Source organism: Pseudomonas sp. 22515 (assembly GCF_052044625.1).
In the GTDB taxonomy this organism is placed as follows: Bacteria; Pseudomonadota; Gammaproteobacteria; order Pseudomonadales; family Pseudomonadaceae; genus Aquipseudomonas; species Aquipseudomonas alloputida.
In genome coordinates, this window is the sequence record NZ_JBQENN010000027.1 from 57,303 (window position 1) to 73,546 (window position 16,244).

The following is a 16,244-nucleotide window of genomic DNA, read 5'->3' on the forward strand; positions in this document are numbered from 1 at the left end:
CTTAGTTCACCCACACCCGCGCGTTGCGGAACATACGCATCAGCGCGGCATCTTCCTGCCACTCGTCCGGGCGCCAGGAGTTCTGCACAGCGCGGAACACACGCTCCGGGTGCGGCATCATGATGGTCACGCGGCCGTCGCGGCTGGTCAGGCCAGTGATGCCACGTGGCGAGCCGTTCGGGTTGGCCGGGTAAGCTTCGGTGACCTTGCCGTGGTTGTCGACGTAGCGCAGGGCCACGCAACCGGACACATCGGCTTCCAGCAATGCTTCTTCGCTGGCGAACTCGGCATGGCCTTCGCCGTGGGCAATGGCGATCGGCATGCGCGAACCGGCCATGCCCTGCAGGAAGATCGAGTTGGACTTCTGCACTTCGACCATGGCCACGCGGGCCTCGAATTGCTCCGAGCGGTTGCGCACGAAGTGCGGCCAGTACTCGGTGCCCGGGATCAGCTCGTGCAGGTTGGACATCATCTGGCAACCGTTGCACACGCCCAGGGCGAAGCTGTCGGTACGCTCGAAGAAGGCCTGGAAGGCGTCACGGGCACGGGCGTTGAACAGCGCCGACTTGGCCCAGCCTTCGCCAGCGCCCAGCACGTCACCGTACGAGAAGCCGCCACAGGCGACCAGGCCCTTGAAGGCTTCGAAGTCGACACGGCCAGCGAGAATATCGCTCATGTGCACGTCGATGGCGGCGAAGCCGGCGCGGTCGAAGGCAGCAGCCATCTCGACCTGGCCGTTGACACCCTGCTCGCGCAGGATGGCCACTTGCGGGCGCACGCCTTTCTTGATGTAAGGCGCCGCGATGTCGTCGTTGACGTCGAAGCCCAGCTTCACCGACAGACCCGGGTTGTCTTCCTCGAGCAGCAGGTCGAACTCCTGGTCAGCGCAGTCGGCGTTGTCGCGCAGGCGCTGGATCTGGTAGCTGGTTTCAGCCCACTGGCGCTGCAGCATGCGACGGTCATCGTCGAACAGCACTTCGCCGTTCAGGCTGATGGTCACTTCAGCGTTGTTGACTGGCTTGCCGATCACCGCGACGCACTCTTCACCCAGGCCAGCAGCGCTGAACTGAGCCAGCACGTCCGGGGTAGCGTCCTGGCGAACCTGGATCACCGCACCCAGCTCCTCGTTGAAGAGGATGGCCGGCACTTCGCCCTTGCTGTCGGTCAGCGGGTCGAGTTGCAGGTCGAGGCCGCAGTGGCCGGCGAAGGCCATTTCCAGCACGGTGGTAACCAGGCCGCCGTCGGAACGGTCGTGGTAGGCCAGTAGGTGGCCGTCGGCGTTCAGGCCCTGGATCACGGCGAAGAAGGCCTTGAGGTCTTCGGCGTCGTCGACGTCCGGTGCCTGCGCAGCGATCTTGCCGTAGGTCTGGGCCAGGATCGAGGCGCCCATGCGGTTCTTGCCGCGGCCCAGGTCGATCAGGATCAGGTCGGTCTCGCCCTTGTCCATGCGCAGTTGCGGGGTCAGGGTCTTGCGGATGTCGGTGACCGGGGCGAAGCCGGTGATGATCAGCGACATCGGCGAGGTGACGCTCTTCTCGACGCCCTCGTCGCTCCACTTGGTCTTCATCGACATCGAGTCTTTGCCGACCGGAATGGTGATGCCCAGCTCCGGGCACAGCTCCATGCCGACAGCCTTCACGGTGTCGTACAGGCGTGCGTCTTCACCTGGGTGACCAGCCGCGGACATCCAGTTGGCCGACAGTTTGATGTCGGACAGCTTTTCGATGCGCGAAGCCGCCAGGTTGGTCAGGGTTTCGCCGATGGCCATGCGGCCGGACGCCGGGGCATCCAGCAGCGCCAGCGGCGTACGCTCGCCCATGGCCATGGCTTCACCGGTGTAGACGTCGAAGCTGGTGGCGGTAACGGCGCAGTCAGCCACCGGAACCTGCCACGGGCCGACCATCTGGTCACGGGCAACCAGGCCGGTGATGGTGCGGTCGCCAATGGTGATCAGGAAGCTCTTGCTGGCCACGGCCGGGTGGTTCAGCACGCGCTGGACGGCGCTGTCCAGGTCCAGTTCGCTCGGGTCGAAGTCATCGCCCAGCTCGGCTTCGCGGGTAACCGAACGGTGCATGCGCGGCGGCTTGCCCAGCAGCACGTCCAGCGGCATGTCCACCGGGGTGTTGCCGAAGTGGCTGTCGCTGACGGTCAGGTGCGGTTCTTCAGTGGCTTCACCCACCACGGCAAACGGGCAACGTTCGCGCTCGCAGATGGCCTTGAAACGCTCGAAGTCGACCGCGCTGACGGCCAGCACGTAACGCTCTTGCGATTCGTTGCTCCAGATTTCGTGCGGGGCCATGCCCGGCTCGTCGTTGGGCACGTTGCGCAGCTCGAAGCGGCCACCGCGGCCACCGTCGTTGACCAGCTCAGGGAAGGCATTGGAAATACCGCCAGCGCCCACGTCGTGGATGAAGGCGATCGGGTTGTTGTCGCCCAGCTGCCAGCAACGGTCGATGACCTCCTGGCAACGGCGCTCCATTTCCGGGTTTTCGCGCTGTACCGAAGCGAAATCCAGGTCAGCCGAGCTGGCACCGGTAGCCACCGACGAAGCAGCGCCGCCGCCCAGGCCGATCAGCATGGCCGGGCCACCGAGCACGATCAGCTTGGCGCCGACAGTGATTTCGCCCTTCTGCACGTGGTCTTCACGGATGTTGCCCATACCGCCGGCGAGCATGATCGGCTTGTGGTAGCCGCGCACTTCTTCACCGTGCGGGGTGTTGATGGCTTGCTCGAAGGTACGGAAGTAACCGGTCAGGGCCGGGCGGCCGAATTCGTTGTTGAACGCAGCGCCGCCAAGAGGGCCTTCGATCATGATGTCGAGGGCGTCGACGATACGCTCGGGCTTGCCATAGGCCTGCTCCCACGGCTGCTCGAAGCCCGGAATGCGCAGGTTGGACACGGTGAAGCCGGTCAGGCCGGCCTTGGGCTTGGCGCCACGGCCGGTCGCACCTTCGTCGCGGATTTCGCCACCGGAGCCGGTGGAGGCGCCGGAGAACGGGGCGATGGCGGTCGGGTGGTTGTGCGTTTCCACCTTCATCAGGATGTGCACCGGCTCCTGCACCGCGCCGTACTGGCGGGTTTCAGGGTTCGGGAAGAAGCGGCCGGCAACGTTGCCGACGATCACCGAGGCGTTGTCCTTGTACGCCGACAGCACACCTTCGTTGTGCATCTGGTAGGTGTTCTTGATCATGCCGAACAGGCTTTTTTCCTGGGCCTGGCCGTCGATATCCCAACTGGCGTTGAAGATCTTGTGGCGGCAGTGCTCGGAGTTGGCCTGGGCGAACATCATCAGTTCGATGTCGTTCGGGTTGCGCTTGAGGCCTTGGAAGGCATTGACCAGGTAGTCGATCTCGTCTTCGGCCAGGGCCAGGCCCAGGTCGATGTTGGCCTTGGCCAGGGCGTCACGGCCGCCGGCCAGGATGTCGACCGAGGTCATTGGCTTGGGCTGGGCGTGGCTGAACAGGTCAGCGGCCTGCTCCAGCTGGCTGAGCACACGCTGGGTCATGCGGTCGTGCAGTTCGGCGGCGATCAGGGCGGCGTCAGCGTCGCTCAGGGTGCCGGCCACGTAGTAGGCGATGCCGCGCTCCAGGCGCTGGATCGACTGCAGGCCGCAGTTGTGGGCGATGTCGCTGGCCTTGCTGGCCCATGGCGAAATGGTGCCCAGGCGCGGTACCACCAGGAACAGACGACCCGTCGGCTCCTGTACCGGCACGCTCGGGCCGTACTTGAGCAGACGGCCCAGCACCTGCTGCTGGTCGGCGGTCAGCTCGCCGTCAACATCGGCGAAGTGGGCAAATTCGGCATACAAACCAGTAACAGCGGGGACTTTCTGGCTCAGTTGCTCGAGTAATTTACCGTGGCGAAAGGCAGAAAGGGCAGGAGCGCCGCGCAGGATCAACATCGTCGGGACAGCCTCAGGAAGGGGTGTGCTTAGAGGCCGTGCATTCTAGCCTAATTCGATGGCTTTCGGCACCTGCTCTAAGCCACGCCTGCCAGGCGGCGGAACCGGACTTCGGGGTCAGTTTTCAGCGGTGTCCGGCTTGAGACGAGATCGAGCGCCGCCGGGTGTCCGGTTCAACACATTCAGCGCCTGTGAGATCGCCCAGGCGCTGAATGTCTCAAACCGGGCACCTGGTAGCCCTCATGCAATCCCCCTCCCCAACCACACAACCCGCTACCAGACAAGCTAACCGTTGTCGAGATATGGTTGGGCCAGTCCTTTGCGTATACTGCAACCTATGTTCGCCCACACTGCTTTGCGCCAGCGTTGCGCCAAATGGCTTCTCGCAACCGGACTCTTTCTGCTGCTAGGTGCCTGCGTTGAAAAACCCAGCACCCTCGAGCGCGTGAAGGAGGATGGCGTGCTGCGCGTGATCACACGCAACAGCCCGGCAACCTACTTCCAGGACCGTAACGGCGAAACCGGCTTCGAGTACGAACTGGTCCAGCATTTCGCCGACGATCTCGGCGTAAAGCTGCAGATCGAGACCGCCGACAACCTGGACGAGCTGTACGACGCCCTCGGCAAACCTTCCGGCCCGGTACTTGCTGCCGCTGGCCTGGTTAGCAGTGAGCGGCGCAAAACCCAGGTGAAATACTCCCATCCCTACCTGGAGGTGACCCCGCAGGTCATCTACCGCAACGGCCGCGCGCGCCCCACCGGCGCCAAGGGTTTGGTCGGCAAGAAGATCATGGTGCTCAAGGGCAGCAGCCATGCTGACCAGTTGGCCGAGCTGAAAAAGCAGTACCCTGCCTTGCAATATGAGGAATCCGACGCCGTCGAAGTGGTCGACCTGCTGCGCATGGTGGACGAAGGTCAGATCGACTTGACCCTGGTGGACTCCAACGAACTGGCGATGAACCAGGTGTATTTCCCCAACGTGCGGGTCGCCTTCGATTTGGGCGACACCCGCGACCAGCGCTGGGCAGTGGCAGCCGGCGAAGACAACAGCCTGCTCAACGAAATCAACGAATTTCTCGACAAGGCACAGAAAAACGGCACCCTTCAACGCTTGAAGGACCGCTACTACGGCCATGTCGACGTGCTTGGCTATGTCGGCGCCTACACCTTCGCCCAGCACCTGCAACAGCGCCTGCCCAAGTACGAGAAGCACTTCAAGAGCTACGCCAAGGTCGAGCAGGTCGACTGGCGCCTGCTGGCCGCCATCGGCTACCAGGAATCGATGTGGCAGCCGGAAGTCACCTCCAAGACTGGCGTGCGCGGCCTGATGATGCTGACCCAGCGCACCGCCCAGGCCATGGGTGTGTCCAACCGCCTGGACCCGAGGCAGAGCATCCAGGGCGGCGCCAAGTACTTCATGAAGATCAAGGAAGAGCTTGACGACAGCATTCAGGAACCGGATCGCACCTGGTTTGCCCTGGCGGCCTACAACGTCGGCAGCGGCCACCTGGAAGACGCCCGTACCCTGGCCAAGCGCGAGAAGCTCAACCCGAACAAGTGGCTGGACGTGAAGAAAATGCTGCCGCGGCTGGCTCAGAAGCAGTGGTACCGGCAGACCAAGTACGGCTATGCCCGTGGGGGCGAACCGGTGCATTTCGTGGCCAACATCCGTCGTTACTACGACATCCTCACCTGGGTGACCCAGCCGCAGCTCGAAGGCCAGGTGGCCGAGGGTAACCTGCATGTGCCTGGGGTCAACAAGGACAAGCCAGCGGACAAGTCGTCGCCGATGTAAGCCAGTAGGCCTCTTCGCGGGCAAACCCACGCCTACAAGATTTGCGCAGAACCTGTAGGAGTGGGCTTGCCCGCGAAGAGGCCGGTGCTGCTCAAGCCTTGGCCCGGCGGGCCTTGAAGAAGTCGCTGAGGATCTGCCCGCACTCTTGCGCCAGCACCCCGCCCTCCACCATCACCCGATGGTTGAGAAAGCCTTGGCCAAAGAACTGCCCCTGGCTCTGCACGATCCCCGCCTTGGGCTCCAGCGCGCCAAACACCACGCGCATCACCCGCGAATGCACGATCAGCCCCGCACACATGCTGCACGGTTCCAGGGTCACATACAGGGTGCTGCCGGGTAGCCGGTAGTTGCTGGCCGACCTGGCTGCCGCCCTGATCGCCACCATCTCGGCATGCGCGCTGGGGTCGCTGTCGATGATCGGCCGATTGAAACCCTGGCCGATCACCTGCCCATGCTGTACCAGCACCGCCCCCACCGGCACCTCGCCCAGTGCCGCGCCTTCGGCGGCCAAGGCCAGCGCCAGGCGCATGAACTCCTGATCGCGACTGCGATCGATGATCTGCGGGCGCATCAGACCACCGCAATCGCGGCCATCAGGCCGGTTTCCATGTGGTCGATGACGTGGCAGTGAAACATCCAGGTCCCAGGGTTATCCGCCACCAGTGCTACCTGGGCGCGCTCGTTCTTGCCCAACAAGTAGGTGTCGGTGAACCACGGCTCCTTGATGTCGTGACGGTTGGAGGCGATCACCTTGAAGCTCATGCCATGCAAGTGGATCGGGTGCTGGTACTGGGTCATGTTCTTAAGCTCGAAGATGTAGCTCTTGCCCTTCTGCAACGTGGCGATGGGGCGGTCGGCGCAGGTCTTGTCGGTAATATCCCAGGCCTGGCCGTTGATCTGCCACATGCTCGACGGCTTGGCCGGATCAGGGGTGACAGAGACGCTGGCCGCCCACTCGAAATTGAAGTTCAGCTTTTCGGCATTCTCCAGGTCCGGCTCGGCGATCGGATTGGGCGGCAGCGCGGGCGGCCAGTCACTCGGCGCGTCGTTGTTGGCCACCGAACGCAGGGTGCCCAGGCGCACGAAACCGTCGCGCAGGGAAATTTCCTCACCCGCCTCAGGAATGCGGATGGCCAGGCAGATACGCATGCCAGGGCCTAGCCAGTATTCGTCCAGCGCACGCGGGGTCACCGGGTTGCCGTCGAGGGCATAGATTCTCGCCTCGCAGTTGCCCTTGAGGTTGAGGCGGTAGGTCCAGGTATTGTCCAGGTTCAGCACGCGCACCCGCACCACCTGGCCGGCCGGCAGCTCGGTGATCGAGTCGGCCTGGCCGTTGATGGTGATCAACCGCCCGGCAGTGCCGTTGCGCGCAGCCTCGCGCGGAATGCTGAAAGGCAGCCATGCGCCCTGCTCGTCCACATGCCAGTTCTTCAGGCTCAGCGTACGCTCATGCTGGAACCCGGTGGGTTCACGTTCCTCGACGATCAGCGGCCCGACCAGACCGCGGCCTAGCTCCTCAGAGCTGCTGACGTGCGGGTGGTACCAGTAACTGCCGGCGTCCGGCACGCGGAATTTGTAATCGAAGTACTCACCCGGCTTGACCGGCAACTGCGACACATAGGGTACGCCGTCCATTTCCAGCGGCAGGCGAATGCCGTGCCAATGGATAGTGGTTTCGACCGGCAGATGGTTGATAAAGCGTACCCGCAGCCAAGTGCCCTGGCGCACGCGCAGCTCGGTGCCCGGGGCCGATGGGCCGAAGGCCCAGGCCTCGGTCTTGAAGCCCGGCACCAGCTCGACGTCCAGGGGTGCTGCGATCAGCTCATAATCGTGCCCTGCGCTGTCGTCTTCGACCTTGCCCAGCCAGTAACGCGCCGCGCCCCCGGCGCCCAGGCCAACCACAACCAGGCCGGTCAGGCCCTTGAGCATTTGTCGACGGGTGAAGGACATCGGTGCGGGTACCTCGTGTTCTGCGCAATCAGTCTGCCAGCAAGGCGCTGACGATGAGGGGCGAATACGATACACCTGCAAATGGGAAATATTAAGTGAAGTATCCAAGCATCGTCCGCTTTAGCCACGGCATTGGCTGGACGGCAGGCGTAGCGGAACCAATCGACAGCGCCGACATCAAATTGACACCATTGCCAGAGGCACCTCAGATGAGAAAATGCCTCGCAATGCAACCATCAGCTTATTTGGCAGTTGGCTTGACTGCCAGGGCGGTGCATGGGAATGAATCGCCTTCAGCCAGCACACTCACCGGGCCTTCTCTATAGGAATGCAATGGTAAATGGACTTATCAGCTTACGTCCCTAGCTGGGACGACATCGAACGCAACCTGGACCAGAAGTTCAGCGCCCTGAATCAGAGCGTCAGCAGCGGGTTGCGCAGTGCCCATGACAGCTGGGACGGCTTCACCCGCCGTGTAAGCGATGGCGCCAGCCAGGCCTATGGCGCTGTAGGCGGGCACCGGATCGACAACGTCCGGCAGGCGATGGCGCTGTCCTATCCCATGATGCAGTCAAATCTGTCCCGCAAATGGGCATCCATCAACATCGACCAGATTTTGCCCGTGCTGCTCAAGCTCGTGCAGGAAGTGGTGATGATTCTCGGCGGCAGCGTCGCGCTAGGCGGCGCTATAGGCGGCGCGGTAGGTTCTCTTGCCTTTGGCGTGGGCGCGGCACCTGGGGTGGTCGCAGGCAGCGGTATCGGCCTGCAGGTCGGTAACCTGATCCTGATGGCATTGGGCCTGGCCGCCATCGCGGAGTATTTCTATCAAGGGCTTCCCGCCTGCCTGGCCTCGATGCAAGAGGGGCTTGCAACCGCGTGGACTGCCGAAGACGGCCTGAAACCCTCGGGTCTCGACCCTTCGGGCGGCTCGGCCGCGCTGGTTCAAGAACGTACCGAACAAGCTGCAAGGCAACTGGCACGCGGACAAGAGCAACTCGTGATGCTTTTGCTGATGGCGATCGTGACCTACCTGACCCGCGGGCAGATGAAAGCCGGCGTGATGAGCAGCATGGAAAGCATCGCCAGCCGCAGCGCCAAGCTTCAGGCCGAGATTTCCAACAAGCAGTTGGCCAACTGGCTGGCAAAAAACCAGAACAGGCTGCTGATCGAACCTGAGCTGCAGATGAAAACCGCAACGCCGCTTAAGAAAGCGGAGCCAGAGCTGCCCCCAGCGACGCAAGCCACGGAAAAAACCGTTGCAGCGGCGCCGAAGAAGCTCATGAGCCTGCGCGATGCAGTGGGCAAGGACATGGCAGAGCGATGGATTGCCGAAGGCCGCGCTCGGGCAGACATACGGGCCCCGGAGCTTTCGAGACTGCTCAGCGACGATCAAATAGGCGCACTTTACGGCTACTCTACCAACGATGTGTACAAGGCGTATAACCAAGCATTGCGCGAAGGCACTGCTACGCCTGGTATCAAGGCCTTTGCCGAGCATGCAACCGAAGGCCTGGCACGCTTGCCTCGCTACTTAGGCGCTGAAACCTATCGTGGAACGGATCTTCCGCAGCATGTGCTCAATCGGATGCAAATGGGTGCAGTAGAGACCGACATGGCATTCTTCAGCTCATCCGCTACAACACCGTTTTCGGGCAATACCCAGATGGTCGTACGCGGCGTATCCGGCAAGGACATCAGTTTCCTCACGCAAATTCCCGAAGCGGAGGTACTGTACCCGCCAGGTACCTCTTTCAGAGTACTGAATCGGATTGAACAAGGCCCCACGACTCGTCTCTTATTAGAAGAAGTACTATGATCGACCTGCACAGCTCCACCCTCGCCGTTACCGAATATGCCTACCGGTACAACCACTTGCTGCCAGCGCCCACCCCACGCGAATCCGCAAGCCGTGGCTACGTACACCCGCAATGGCAAAATTCGCGCGCCTGCACACTCACCCCCGATCAATCGCTCGACAGAGCCAAGGGGGCATTGCTGGGGTTGGCCATTGGCGATGCCGTAGGCACCACGCTGGAGTTCTTGCCCCGTGATGCCAAGCATGTCGATGACATGGTCGGCGGCGGGCCGTTCAGGCTCAAGCCAGGTGAGTGGACCGATGATACGAGCATGGCGCTTTGCCTGGCGGACTCGTACCTGGCGTGCATGCGATTTGACCATGCCGATTATCTTGAGCGTCTGTGCAGGTGGTACAAGCAAGGGGAAAACAGCGCTAACGGTGTCTGCTTCGACATCGGCAATGCAACCCGCCTTGCCTTGGAAGGATGGCTACGGCAAGGCTTGGACTGGTCAGGCAACACAGACCCGAACACGGCCGGTAATGGCTCGATCATCCGACTCGCCCCGACCGCCATATTCAGGCGCCACATGCTACCGTCCACCTGGCGCGAAGCTCAAAGTCAGAGTCGGACCACCCACCGGGCGCCCGAAGCACTAAGTTGTTGCGAACTGCTGGGTGCGCAGCTGCACCTCGCCCTGAACGGCGCGGACAAGGATGAAATGTGCCGCCCTATGGTCCGCCCGCTGCAAGCCCGCGCCACCATCATCAACGCTGGCGAATACAAGGAAAAAAGCCGCGATCAGATCCGCTCTTCAGGGTATGTCATCGACACCTTGGAAGCTGCACTGTGGGCGGTGTGGAATACCGACAACTTCAGGGACGCAGTGCTTCTGGCCGCAAACCTGGCAGACGATGCCGACAGTGTGGCAGCCGTGGCGGGGCAACTAGCCGGGGCGTTGTACGGGGTATCCGGTATGCCCGTGCAATGGGTAAAGACAGTGGCGTGGTCAGAACACATACAGGACCTCGCCCAAGCGCTGCACGACCAGGCGCCTGAAAGCGACCCGTTCTACTCGCTGTGATATTGCACGCAGCGGGGCAGATGAACGTGAGGAGCCGATAGACCTCAGAATGACAAAGGCCCGCGATTACGCGGGCCTTTGTGTGTTACAGGTCATCTGACACTGGCTATTGCCATGTGCCGGCTTATTCCCACTCGATGGTCGCCGGCGGCTTGCTCGACACATCGTAGGTAACGCGCGAGATACCGTCGATTTCATTGATGATACGACCGCTGACAGTTTCCAGCAGCTCGTACGGCAGGTGTGCCCAACGCGCGGTCATGAAGTCCACGGTCTCGACGGCACGCAGGGCCACAACCCAGGCGTAGCGACGGCCGTCGCCGACGACGCCGACCGACTTGACCGGCTGGAACACCACGAATGCCTGGCTGGTCTTGTGGTACCAGTCGGCCTTGCGCAGCTCTTCGATGAAGATGTGGTCGGCGCGACGCAGGATGTCGGCGTATTCCTTCTTCACTTCACCGAGGATACGCACGCCCAGGCCCGGGCCCGGGAACGGGTGGCGGTAGACCATGTCGTATGGCAGGCCCAGCTCCAGGCCGATCTTGCGCACTTCGTCCTTGAACAGTTCACGCAGCGGCTCGACCAGCTTGAGGTTCATCTCCTCCGGCAGGCCACCAACGTTGTGGTGCGACTTGATCACGTGAGCCTTGCCGCTCTTGGCGCCAGCCGACTCGATCACGTCCGGGTAGATGGTGCCCTGGGCGAGGAACTGGATGTTCTCCAGCTTGCTGGCTTCGGCATCGAACACGTCGATGAAGGTGCGGCCGATGATCTTGCGCTTCTTCTCAGGGTCGGCTTCGCCGGCCAGGTTGTCCAGGAACTGCTTTTCAGCGTCGGCGCGGATCACCTTGACGCCCATGTTCTCTTTGAACATGGCCATCACCTGGTCACCTTCGTGCAGGCGCAGCAGGCCGTTGTCGACGAATACGCAGGTCAGCTGGTCGCCGATGGCGCGGTGCAGCAGCGCGGCAACCACCGAGCTGTCAACGCCGCCGGACAGGCCCAGCAGGACGTTGGCCGAACCGACTTGCGCACGCACCTGGGCGATGGCGTCTTCGACGATGTTGGACGCCGTCCACAGGGCTTCACAGCCGCAGATGTCCTGCACGAAGCGGGACAGGATGCGACCCCCTTGCTTGGTGTGGGTCACTTCAGGGTGGAACTGCACGCCGTAGTAGCCGCGGACGTCGTCGTACATGCCAGCGATCGGGCAGCTTGGGGTGCTGGCCAGAATGTTGAAGTTGCCAGGCATCTGGGTGACCTTGTCACCGTGGCTCATCCACACGTCCAGGCCCAGCACGCCGTCGTCGTCAACGTGGTCTTCGATGCCGTCGAGCAGGCGGCTCTTGCCGACAACGTCCACGCGGGCATAACCGAACTCACGCAGGTCGGAACCTTCTACCTTGCCGCCCATCTGCTCGGCCATGGTCTGCATGCCGTAGCAAATACCCAGCACAGGCACATTCAGGTCAAACACGGCTTGCGGAGCGCGCGGGCTGTTGGCTTCGTGGACCGACTCGGGGCCGCCGGCAAGGATGATGCCGCGCGGGTTGAATTCGCGGATCGCTTCATCGTCCATGTCGAACGGGTGCAGTTCGCAGTACACGCCGATTTCGCGCACGCGGCGGGCGATCAGCTGGGTGTACTGGGAACCGAAATCGAGGATCAGGATGCGGTGAGCGTGAATGTCGAGGGCCATGACTCAATCTCGTCAGTGGAAATCGGAAACGACGCGGGGCTGTCATGACAGCCCCGCTTTATGTTGTAGCTGGAAGCCTCAGCCTACGCGGTAGTTAGGGGCTTCTTTGGTGATTTGCACGTCGTGCACGTGGGACTCGGCCATGCCGGCACCGGTGATACGCACGAACTCCGGCTTGGTGCGCATTTCTTCGATGGTTGCGCTGCCGGTATAGCCCATGGACGAACGCAGGCCGCCCATCAGCTGGTGGATGATCGCGGCCAAGGCGCCTTTGTAAGGAACGCGGCCTTCGATGCCTTCCGGTACCAGCTTCTCGGCGCCGGCCGAGGAGTCCTGGAAGTAACGGTCGGACGAGCCTTGCGCCTGTGCCATGGCACCCAGCGAGCCCATGCCGCGGTAGGCCTTGTAGGAACGGCCCTGGAACAGCTCGACTTCACCCGGGGCCTCTTCGGTACCGGCGAACATCGAACCCATCATCACGCAGGACGCACCGGCAACGATGGCCTTGGACAGGTCACCGGAGAAGCGGATACCGCCGTCAGCGATCAGTGGCACGCCAGTGCCTTCCAGTGCTGCGGCAACGTTGGCGATGGCGCTGATTTGCGGCACGCCGACACCGGCAACGATACGGGTGGTGCAGATAGAGCCAGGGCCGATACCGACCTTGACCGCATCGGCACCCGCTTCGGCCAGGGCCTTGGCGGCAGCGCCGGTGGCGATGTTGCCGCCGATCACCTGCACTTGCGGGTAGGTTTCTTTCACCCAGCGTACGCGGTCGATCACACCTTTGGAGTGGCCGTGGGCAGTGTCGACGACGACGACATCAACGCCAGCTGCCACCAGCGCAGCAACGCGCTCGCCGGTGTCCTTGCCGGTGCCGACGGCGGCGCCGACGCGCAGGCGACCTTGGTCGTCCTTGCTGGCCAGCGGGTAAGCCTTGGCTTTTTCGATGTCCTTGACGGTCATCATGCCCTTGAGGTTGAACTTGTCGTCAACGATCAGGACTTTTTCCAGGCGATGCTTGTGCAGCAGCTCGCGAACTTCGTTTTTATCGGCGCCTTCGCGGACGGTGACCAGGCGCTCTTTCGGCGTCATCACGTCGCGAACCTTGGCGTCCAGGCGATTTTCGAAGCGCACGTCACGGGAGGTGACGATGCCGACCAGGTCGCCGTTCGCCAGTACCGGCACGCCGGAGATGTTGTTCAGGCGGGTCAGCTCGAACAGGTCGCGCACAGTGGCATCGGCGTCGATGGTGATCGGGTCCTTGACCACGCCAGCCTCGAACTTCTTGACCTTGCGCACTTCGCCGGCCTGTTGCTCGATGGTCATGTTCTTGTGGATGATGCCGATACCGCCTTCCTGAGCCATGGCAATGGCCAGACGCGCTTCGGTCACGGTATCCATGGCAGCGGAAACCAGCGGAATGTTCAGCTCGATGCCACGGGTCAAACGGGTCTTGAGACTGACTTCATTGGGCAGTACCTCGGAATAGCCAGGTACAAGGAGGATATCGTCGAAGGTCAGGGCTTCTTGGCTGATACGCAGCATCGCGGGGGCTCCCGGGCGGGAAAAATGGAAGCGCGCCATTATACTCATGCATGGCGCGCCGCTCAATGCAAAATAAGGGCCTTCGGTCAGGCTTGTGGCAGTTTTACCTGCACCACGGCCACCGGCTGGTCGAGCCAGTCGGCGAAGCTGTCGAGAAAGGCCTGGGTGAACCCGGCCTCGCCCCAGTTGTTGAAGATGAACCCCAGGTTGGAAAAGGCACATGGCTGCAGGTAAATGAAGCCATTGATGTCATCTTCGAAGCCGCACAGTGGGCAGGTAAAGTTGTCGCTCACTGCCGGCATCCACTCTTCCAGGCTTTCGAACAACGGCTCGCCTACCTCGCGCCGGCACTCCGGGCAACCGGCTTCTTCGAGGAAGCCTTCGGTGGGGGTATAGATGCAGCGCTTGAGCATCACTTCCAGGCCGTTGACCGGTTCGCCGAAGGGCAGTTTTTCCGGGTGCAGGGCCACTTTGCGCGCTCCTGCCGCCAGGGCATGGCCCATGCGGTTACCGGTGCGGCCACAGGTGGTCAGCTGCTCCTCGACGACCTTTTCGCGCACCAGCCAGCGCAGGATGGCGCGTGCGCGGGCTTCATGCACCGGGACGGTAGACAGCTTTGGAACGATGATGCTCTGGGTGTTCATGAACGGGACAAGCCTGAGAAACGCCGGTAATGACGCAATTCTACCGCTCAGGCGCTCAGGTAGCGACCAATCAACGCCAGCCCACTGGCCAGCACCAGCCAGGTCACCAGCCGTACGAACGCTTCGCGGGATAACCGGTGGGTCAACCGACGCCCTACCCACAGACCAATGAACATGACAGGCAGCAGGCAGGCGGCGAGCAGCAGCAGGCGTTGGTCGGCATAGACACCGGCGATCAGGAACAGCGACAGACGCACTATCGTACTGCAGCTGATCAGCGCGCTCTGGGTGGCGCGTACCTGTTCCTTCACCTCCAGCCGTGCGCTCAGGTAAAGGGCATAAAGAAACCCGCCGCTGCCGAACAAAGCCCCGAACAACCCGCCTGCCGTGCCCATCGGCACCGCCCAGAAGCCGGACAGGCTGGCTGGCCTCACTTTCACTGCCAGCCCGTAAAGTGCATAGGCAGTCACGAATACCCCCATCAACAGCAGCAACAGGTCGGACTTCAGTTGCAGCAGGAACACCACGCCCAACGTACAACCCAAGGCCATGAAGGGCAGCAGCCGCAGCAATTCACTGCGTACCACATCCCGGCGCGACGGCAGCAGGTTGCCGAACGCGGCCACGAAATCCAGCAGCACCAGCAACGGGATGATGCGTGACAACGGCATGAAGTGAATCAGCACCGGCCCCGCCACGAGTGCAGTACCGAAGCCGGCGATGCCGAAGACGATGTAGGCCGCAGCGATGGCGAACAGGATCGGCAGCCAGTCAAGGCCGGAAAACGACAGTTGGGCAAGCATGGCAACAGTTCCTGGGGAGACAGGCAAAGGTTAGTCAGCCATGAGCCATGCCGACTAATATGCCTTTATCCAGAAAGCCATCTCGAAAAGGCATGACATGACGTCGATCCGACAGTTGCGTTACTTCGTGGAAATCGCCGAGTGTGGCAGTTTCAGCAGTGCAGCCGAGCGACTGTACGTCGCCCAGTCTGCCCTTAGCCGGCAGATCAAGGAGCTGGAGCAGCAACTGGGCACGCCGCTGTTCGAACGCACGGCGCGCCTGCCTCGCCTGACGCTGGCCGGTCAGGCCTTTCTTGAACGGGCACGACGCCTGCTGGCTGACCTGGCACAGGCGGAGCGGGTTACCCGTGACATTGGCCAAGGGTTGCAAGGCAGCTTGCGCCTGAACCATTCCAGCACCGTGCCGCTGACCGGCGGGCTTCTGGCTCGCCTGGGGAACTACCTGAAGCACAACCCAGGGGTTTCGCTGGAGATTGCGCAGCAGTCGTCGGAGGCACAACTGGAAGACATTGCTGCCGGACGGCTGGATATCGGCCTGTTGCGCTTGCCGGTGCTGCGCCAGCATGAAGGCGTGGTGCTGCATGAACTGTTCGACGAACCCTTGTTGCTGGCGGTCGCCGCTGGGCACCCCTTGGCGGGTACTCGGCACGTGCAACTGGAGCAATTGAAGGAAGAACGCTTCATTTCCATCCCGCACCGGGATCGCGGTGGCTTGAGCTACCTGTCGGCCTCGCTGTGCATGGGGGCAGGGTTCTTCCCGCAGGCGGCGCAGGTACTGTCGCGCAAAACTACGCAGTTGCAGCTGATACAGGCGGGGTTTGGGGTGGCGTTGTTGCCGCGGTGCATGTGCGAGATTGCCCCGGCTTCAGTCAGCTTCGTAGCGCTGGAGGGTGATTGCCAGAGCACGGTGGCACTGGCCTGTCGCCGTGATGCGGGGCAACTGGTGCGGCAGTTCGTGGCGACGATGCAGGGCTGAAGGCACCGGTTGCGGTCTTGTGGGAGCGGCCTTGCGTCGCGAAAG

Annotated in this window: 11 protein-coding genes; 4 read left to right on the forward strand and 7 right to left on the reverse strand. The window is 62.4% G+C overall.

Translation table 11 applies throughout. From position 1 onward, the window contains the following. Window position 1 precedes the first annotated feature (1 nt). On the reverse strand, window positions 2-3,901 hold the full coding sequence (gene purL / locus ACTJJN_RS22160; RefSeq protein WP_012051367.1) for a phosphoribosylformylglycinamidine synthase: 3,900 nt from the start codon (window positions 3,899-3,901) through the stop codon (window positions 2-4). Between the two features lie 337 nt (window positions 3,902-4,238). On the opposite strand from purL, the gene mltF reads away from it, so the two are divergent. Next, entirely contained in the window at window positions 4,239-5,696 is a 1,458-nt protein-coding gene (gene mltF, locus ACTJJN_RS22165) for a membrane-bound lytic murein transglycosylase MltF (protein WP_012051366.1), read from the forward strand. A gap of 91 nt (window positions 5,697-5,787) precedes the next feature. On the opposite strand, the gene tadA is transcribed toward mltF, so the two are convergent. Further along, the gene (tadA, locus tag ACTJJN_RS22170) at window positions 5,788-6,267 is read right to left on the reverse strand and encodes a tRNA adenosine(34) deaminase TadA (protein WP_012051365.1); all 480 of its coding nucleotides are present in this window, start codon (window positions 6,265-6,267) and stop codon (window positions 5,788-5,790) included. After that, a complete protein-coding gene (locus ACTJJN_RS22175) occupies window positions 6,267-7,646 on the reverse strand; it encodes a multicopper oxidase family protein (protein WP_014755491.1) in 1,380 nt (459 codons plus the stop codon). The genes tadA and ACTJJN_RS22175 overlap by 1 nt, the downstream gene beginning before the upstream one ends. A gap of 340 nt (window positions 7,647-7,986) precedes the next feature. On the opposite strand from ACTJJN_RS22175, the gene ACTJJN_RS22180 reads away from it, so the two are divergent. Both ACTJJN_RS22180 and tri1 read left to right on the forward strand, forming a co-directional pair. Continuing rightward, entirely contained in the window at window positions 7,987-9,462 is a 1,476-nt protein-coding gene (locus tag ACTJJN_RS22180) for a DUF6861 domain-containing protein (protein ID WP_012051363.1), read from the forward strand. Beyond that, window positions 9,459-10,526, forward strand: a complete 1,068-nt coding sequence (gene tri1 / locus ACTJJN_RS22185) for an ADP-ribosylarginine hydrolase Tri1 (protein WP_012051362.1) — start codon at window positions 9,459-9,461, stop codon at window positions 10,524-10,526. Before ACTJJN_RS22180 ends, tri1 begins: the two co-directional genes overlap by 4 nt. A gap of 124 nt (window positions 10,527-10,650) precedes the next feature. Here the strand turns inward: tri1 and guaA are convergent, their stop codons facing one another. The 4 genes from guaA to ACTJJN_RS22205 form a co-directional block, all read right to left on the reverse strand. After that, entirely contained in the window at window positions 10,651-12,228 is a 1,578-nt protein-coding gene (gene guaA / locus ACTJJN_RS22190) for a glutamine-hydrolyzing GMP synthase (RefSeq protein ID WP_003255024.1), read from the reverse strand. Window positions 12,229-12,306: 78 nt separating this feature from the next. Continuing rightward, complete coding sequence (gene guaB / locus ACTJJN_RS22195) at window positions 12,307-13,776, reverse strand: IMP dehydrogenase (protein WP_003255025.1); 1,470 nt, start codon at window positions 13,774-13,776, stop codon at window positions 12,307-12,309. Window positions 13,777-13,862: 86 nt separating this feature from the next. Next, the gene (locus ACTJJN_RS22200; protein ID WP_003255027.1) at window positions 13,863-14,420 is read right to left on the reverse strand and encodes a hypothetical protein; all 558 of its coding nucleotides are present in this window, start codon (window positions 14,418-14,420) and stop codon (window positions 13,863-13,865) included. Window positions 14,421-14,467: 47 nt separating this feature from the next. Further along, window positions 14,468-15,223: a sulfite exporter TauE/SafE family protein gene (locus ACTJJN_RS22205; RefSeq protein ID WP_012051361.1), complete on the reverse strand. Its 756-nt coding sequence runs from the start codon at window positions 15,221-15,223 to the stop codon at window positions 14,468-14,470. Window positions 15,224-15,320: 97 nt separating this feature from the next. On the opposite strand from ACTJJN_RS22205, the gene ACTJJN_RS22210 reads away from it, so the two are divergent. After that, the gene (locus tag ACTJJN_RS22210) at window positions 15,321-16,199 is read left to right on the forward strand and encodes a LysR family transcriptional regulator (protein WP_003255031.1); all 879 of its coding nucleotides are present in this window, start codon (window positions 15,321-15,323) and stop codon (window positions 16,197-16,199) included. Window positions 16,200-16,244: the final 45 nt, after the last annotated feature.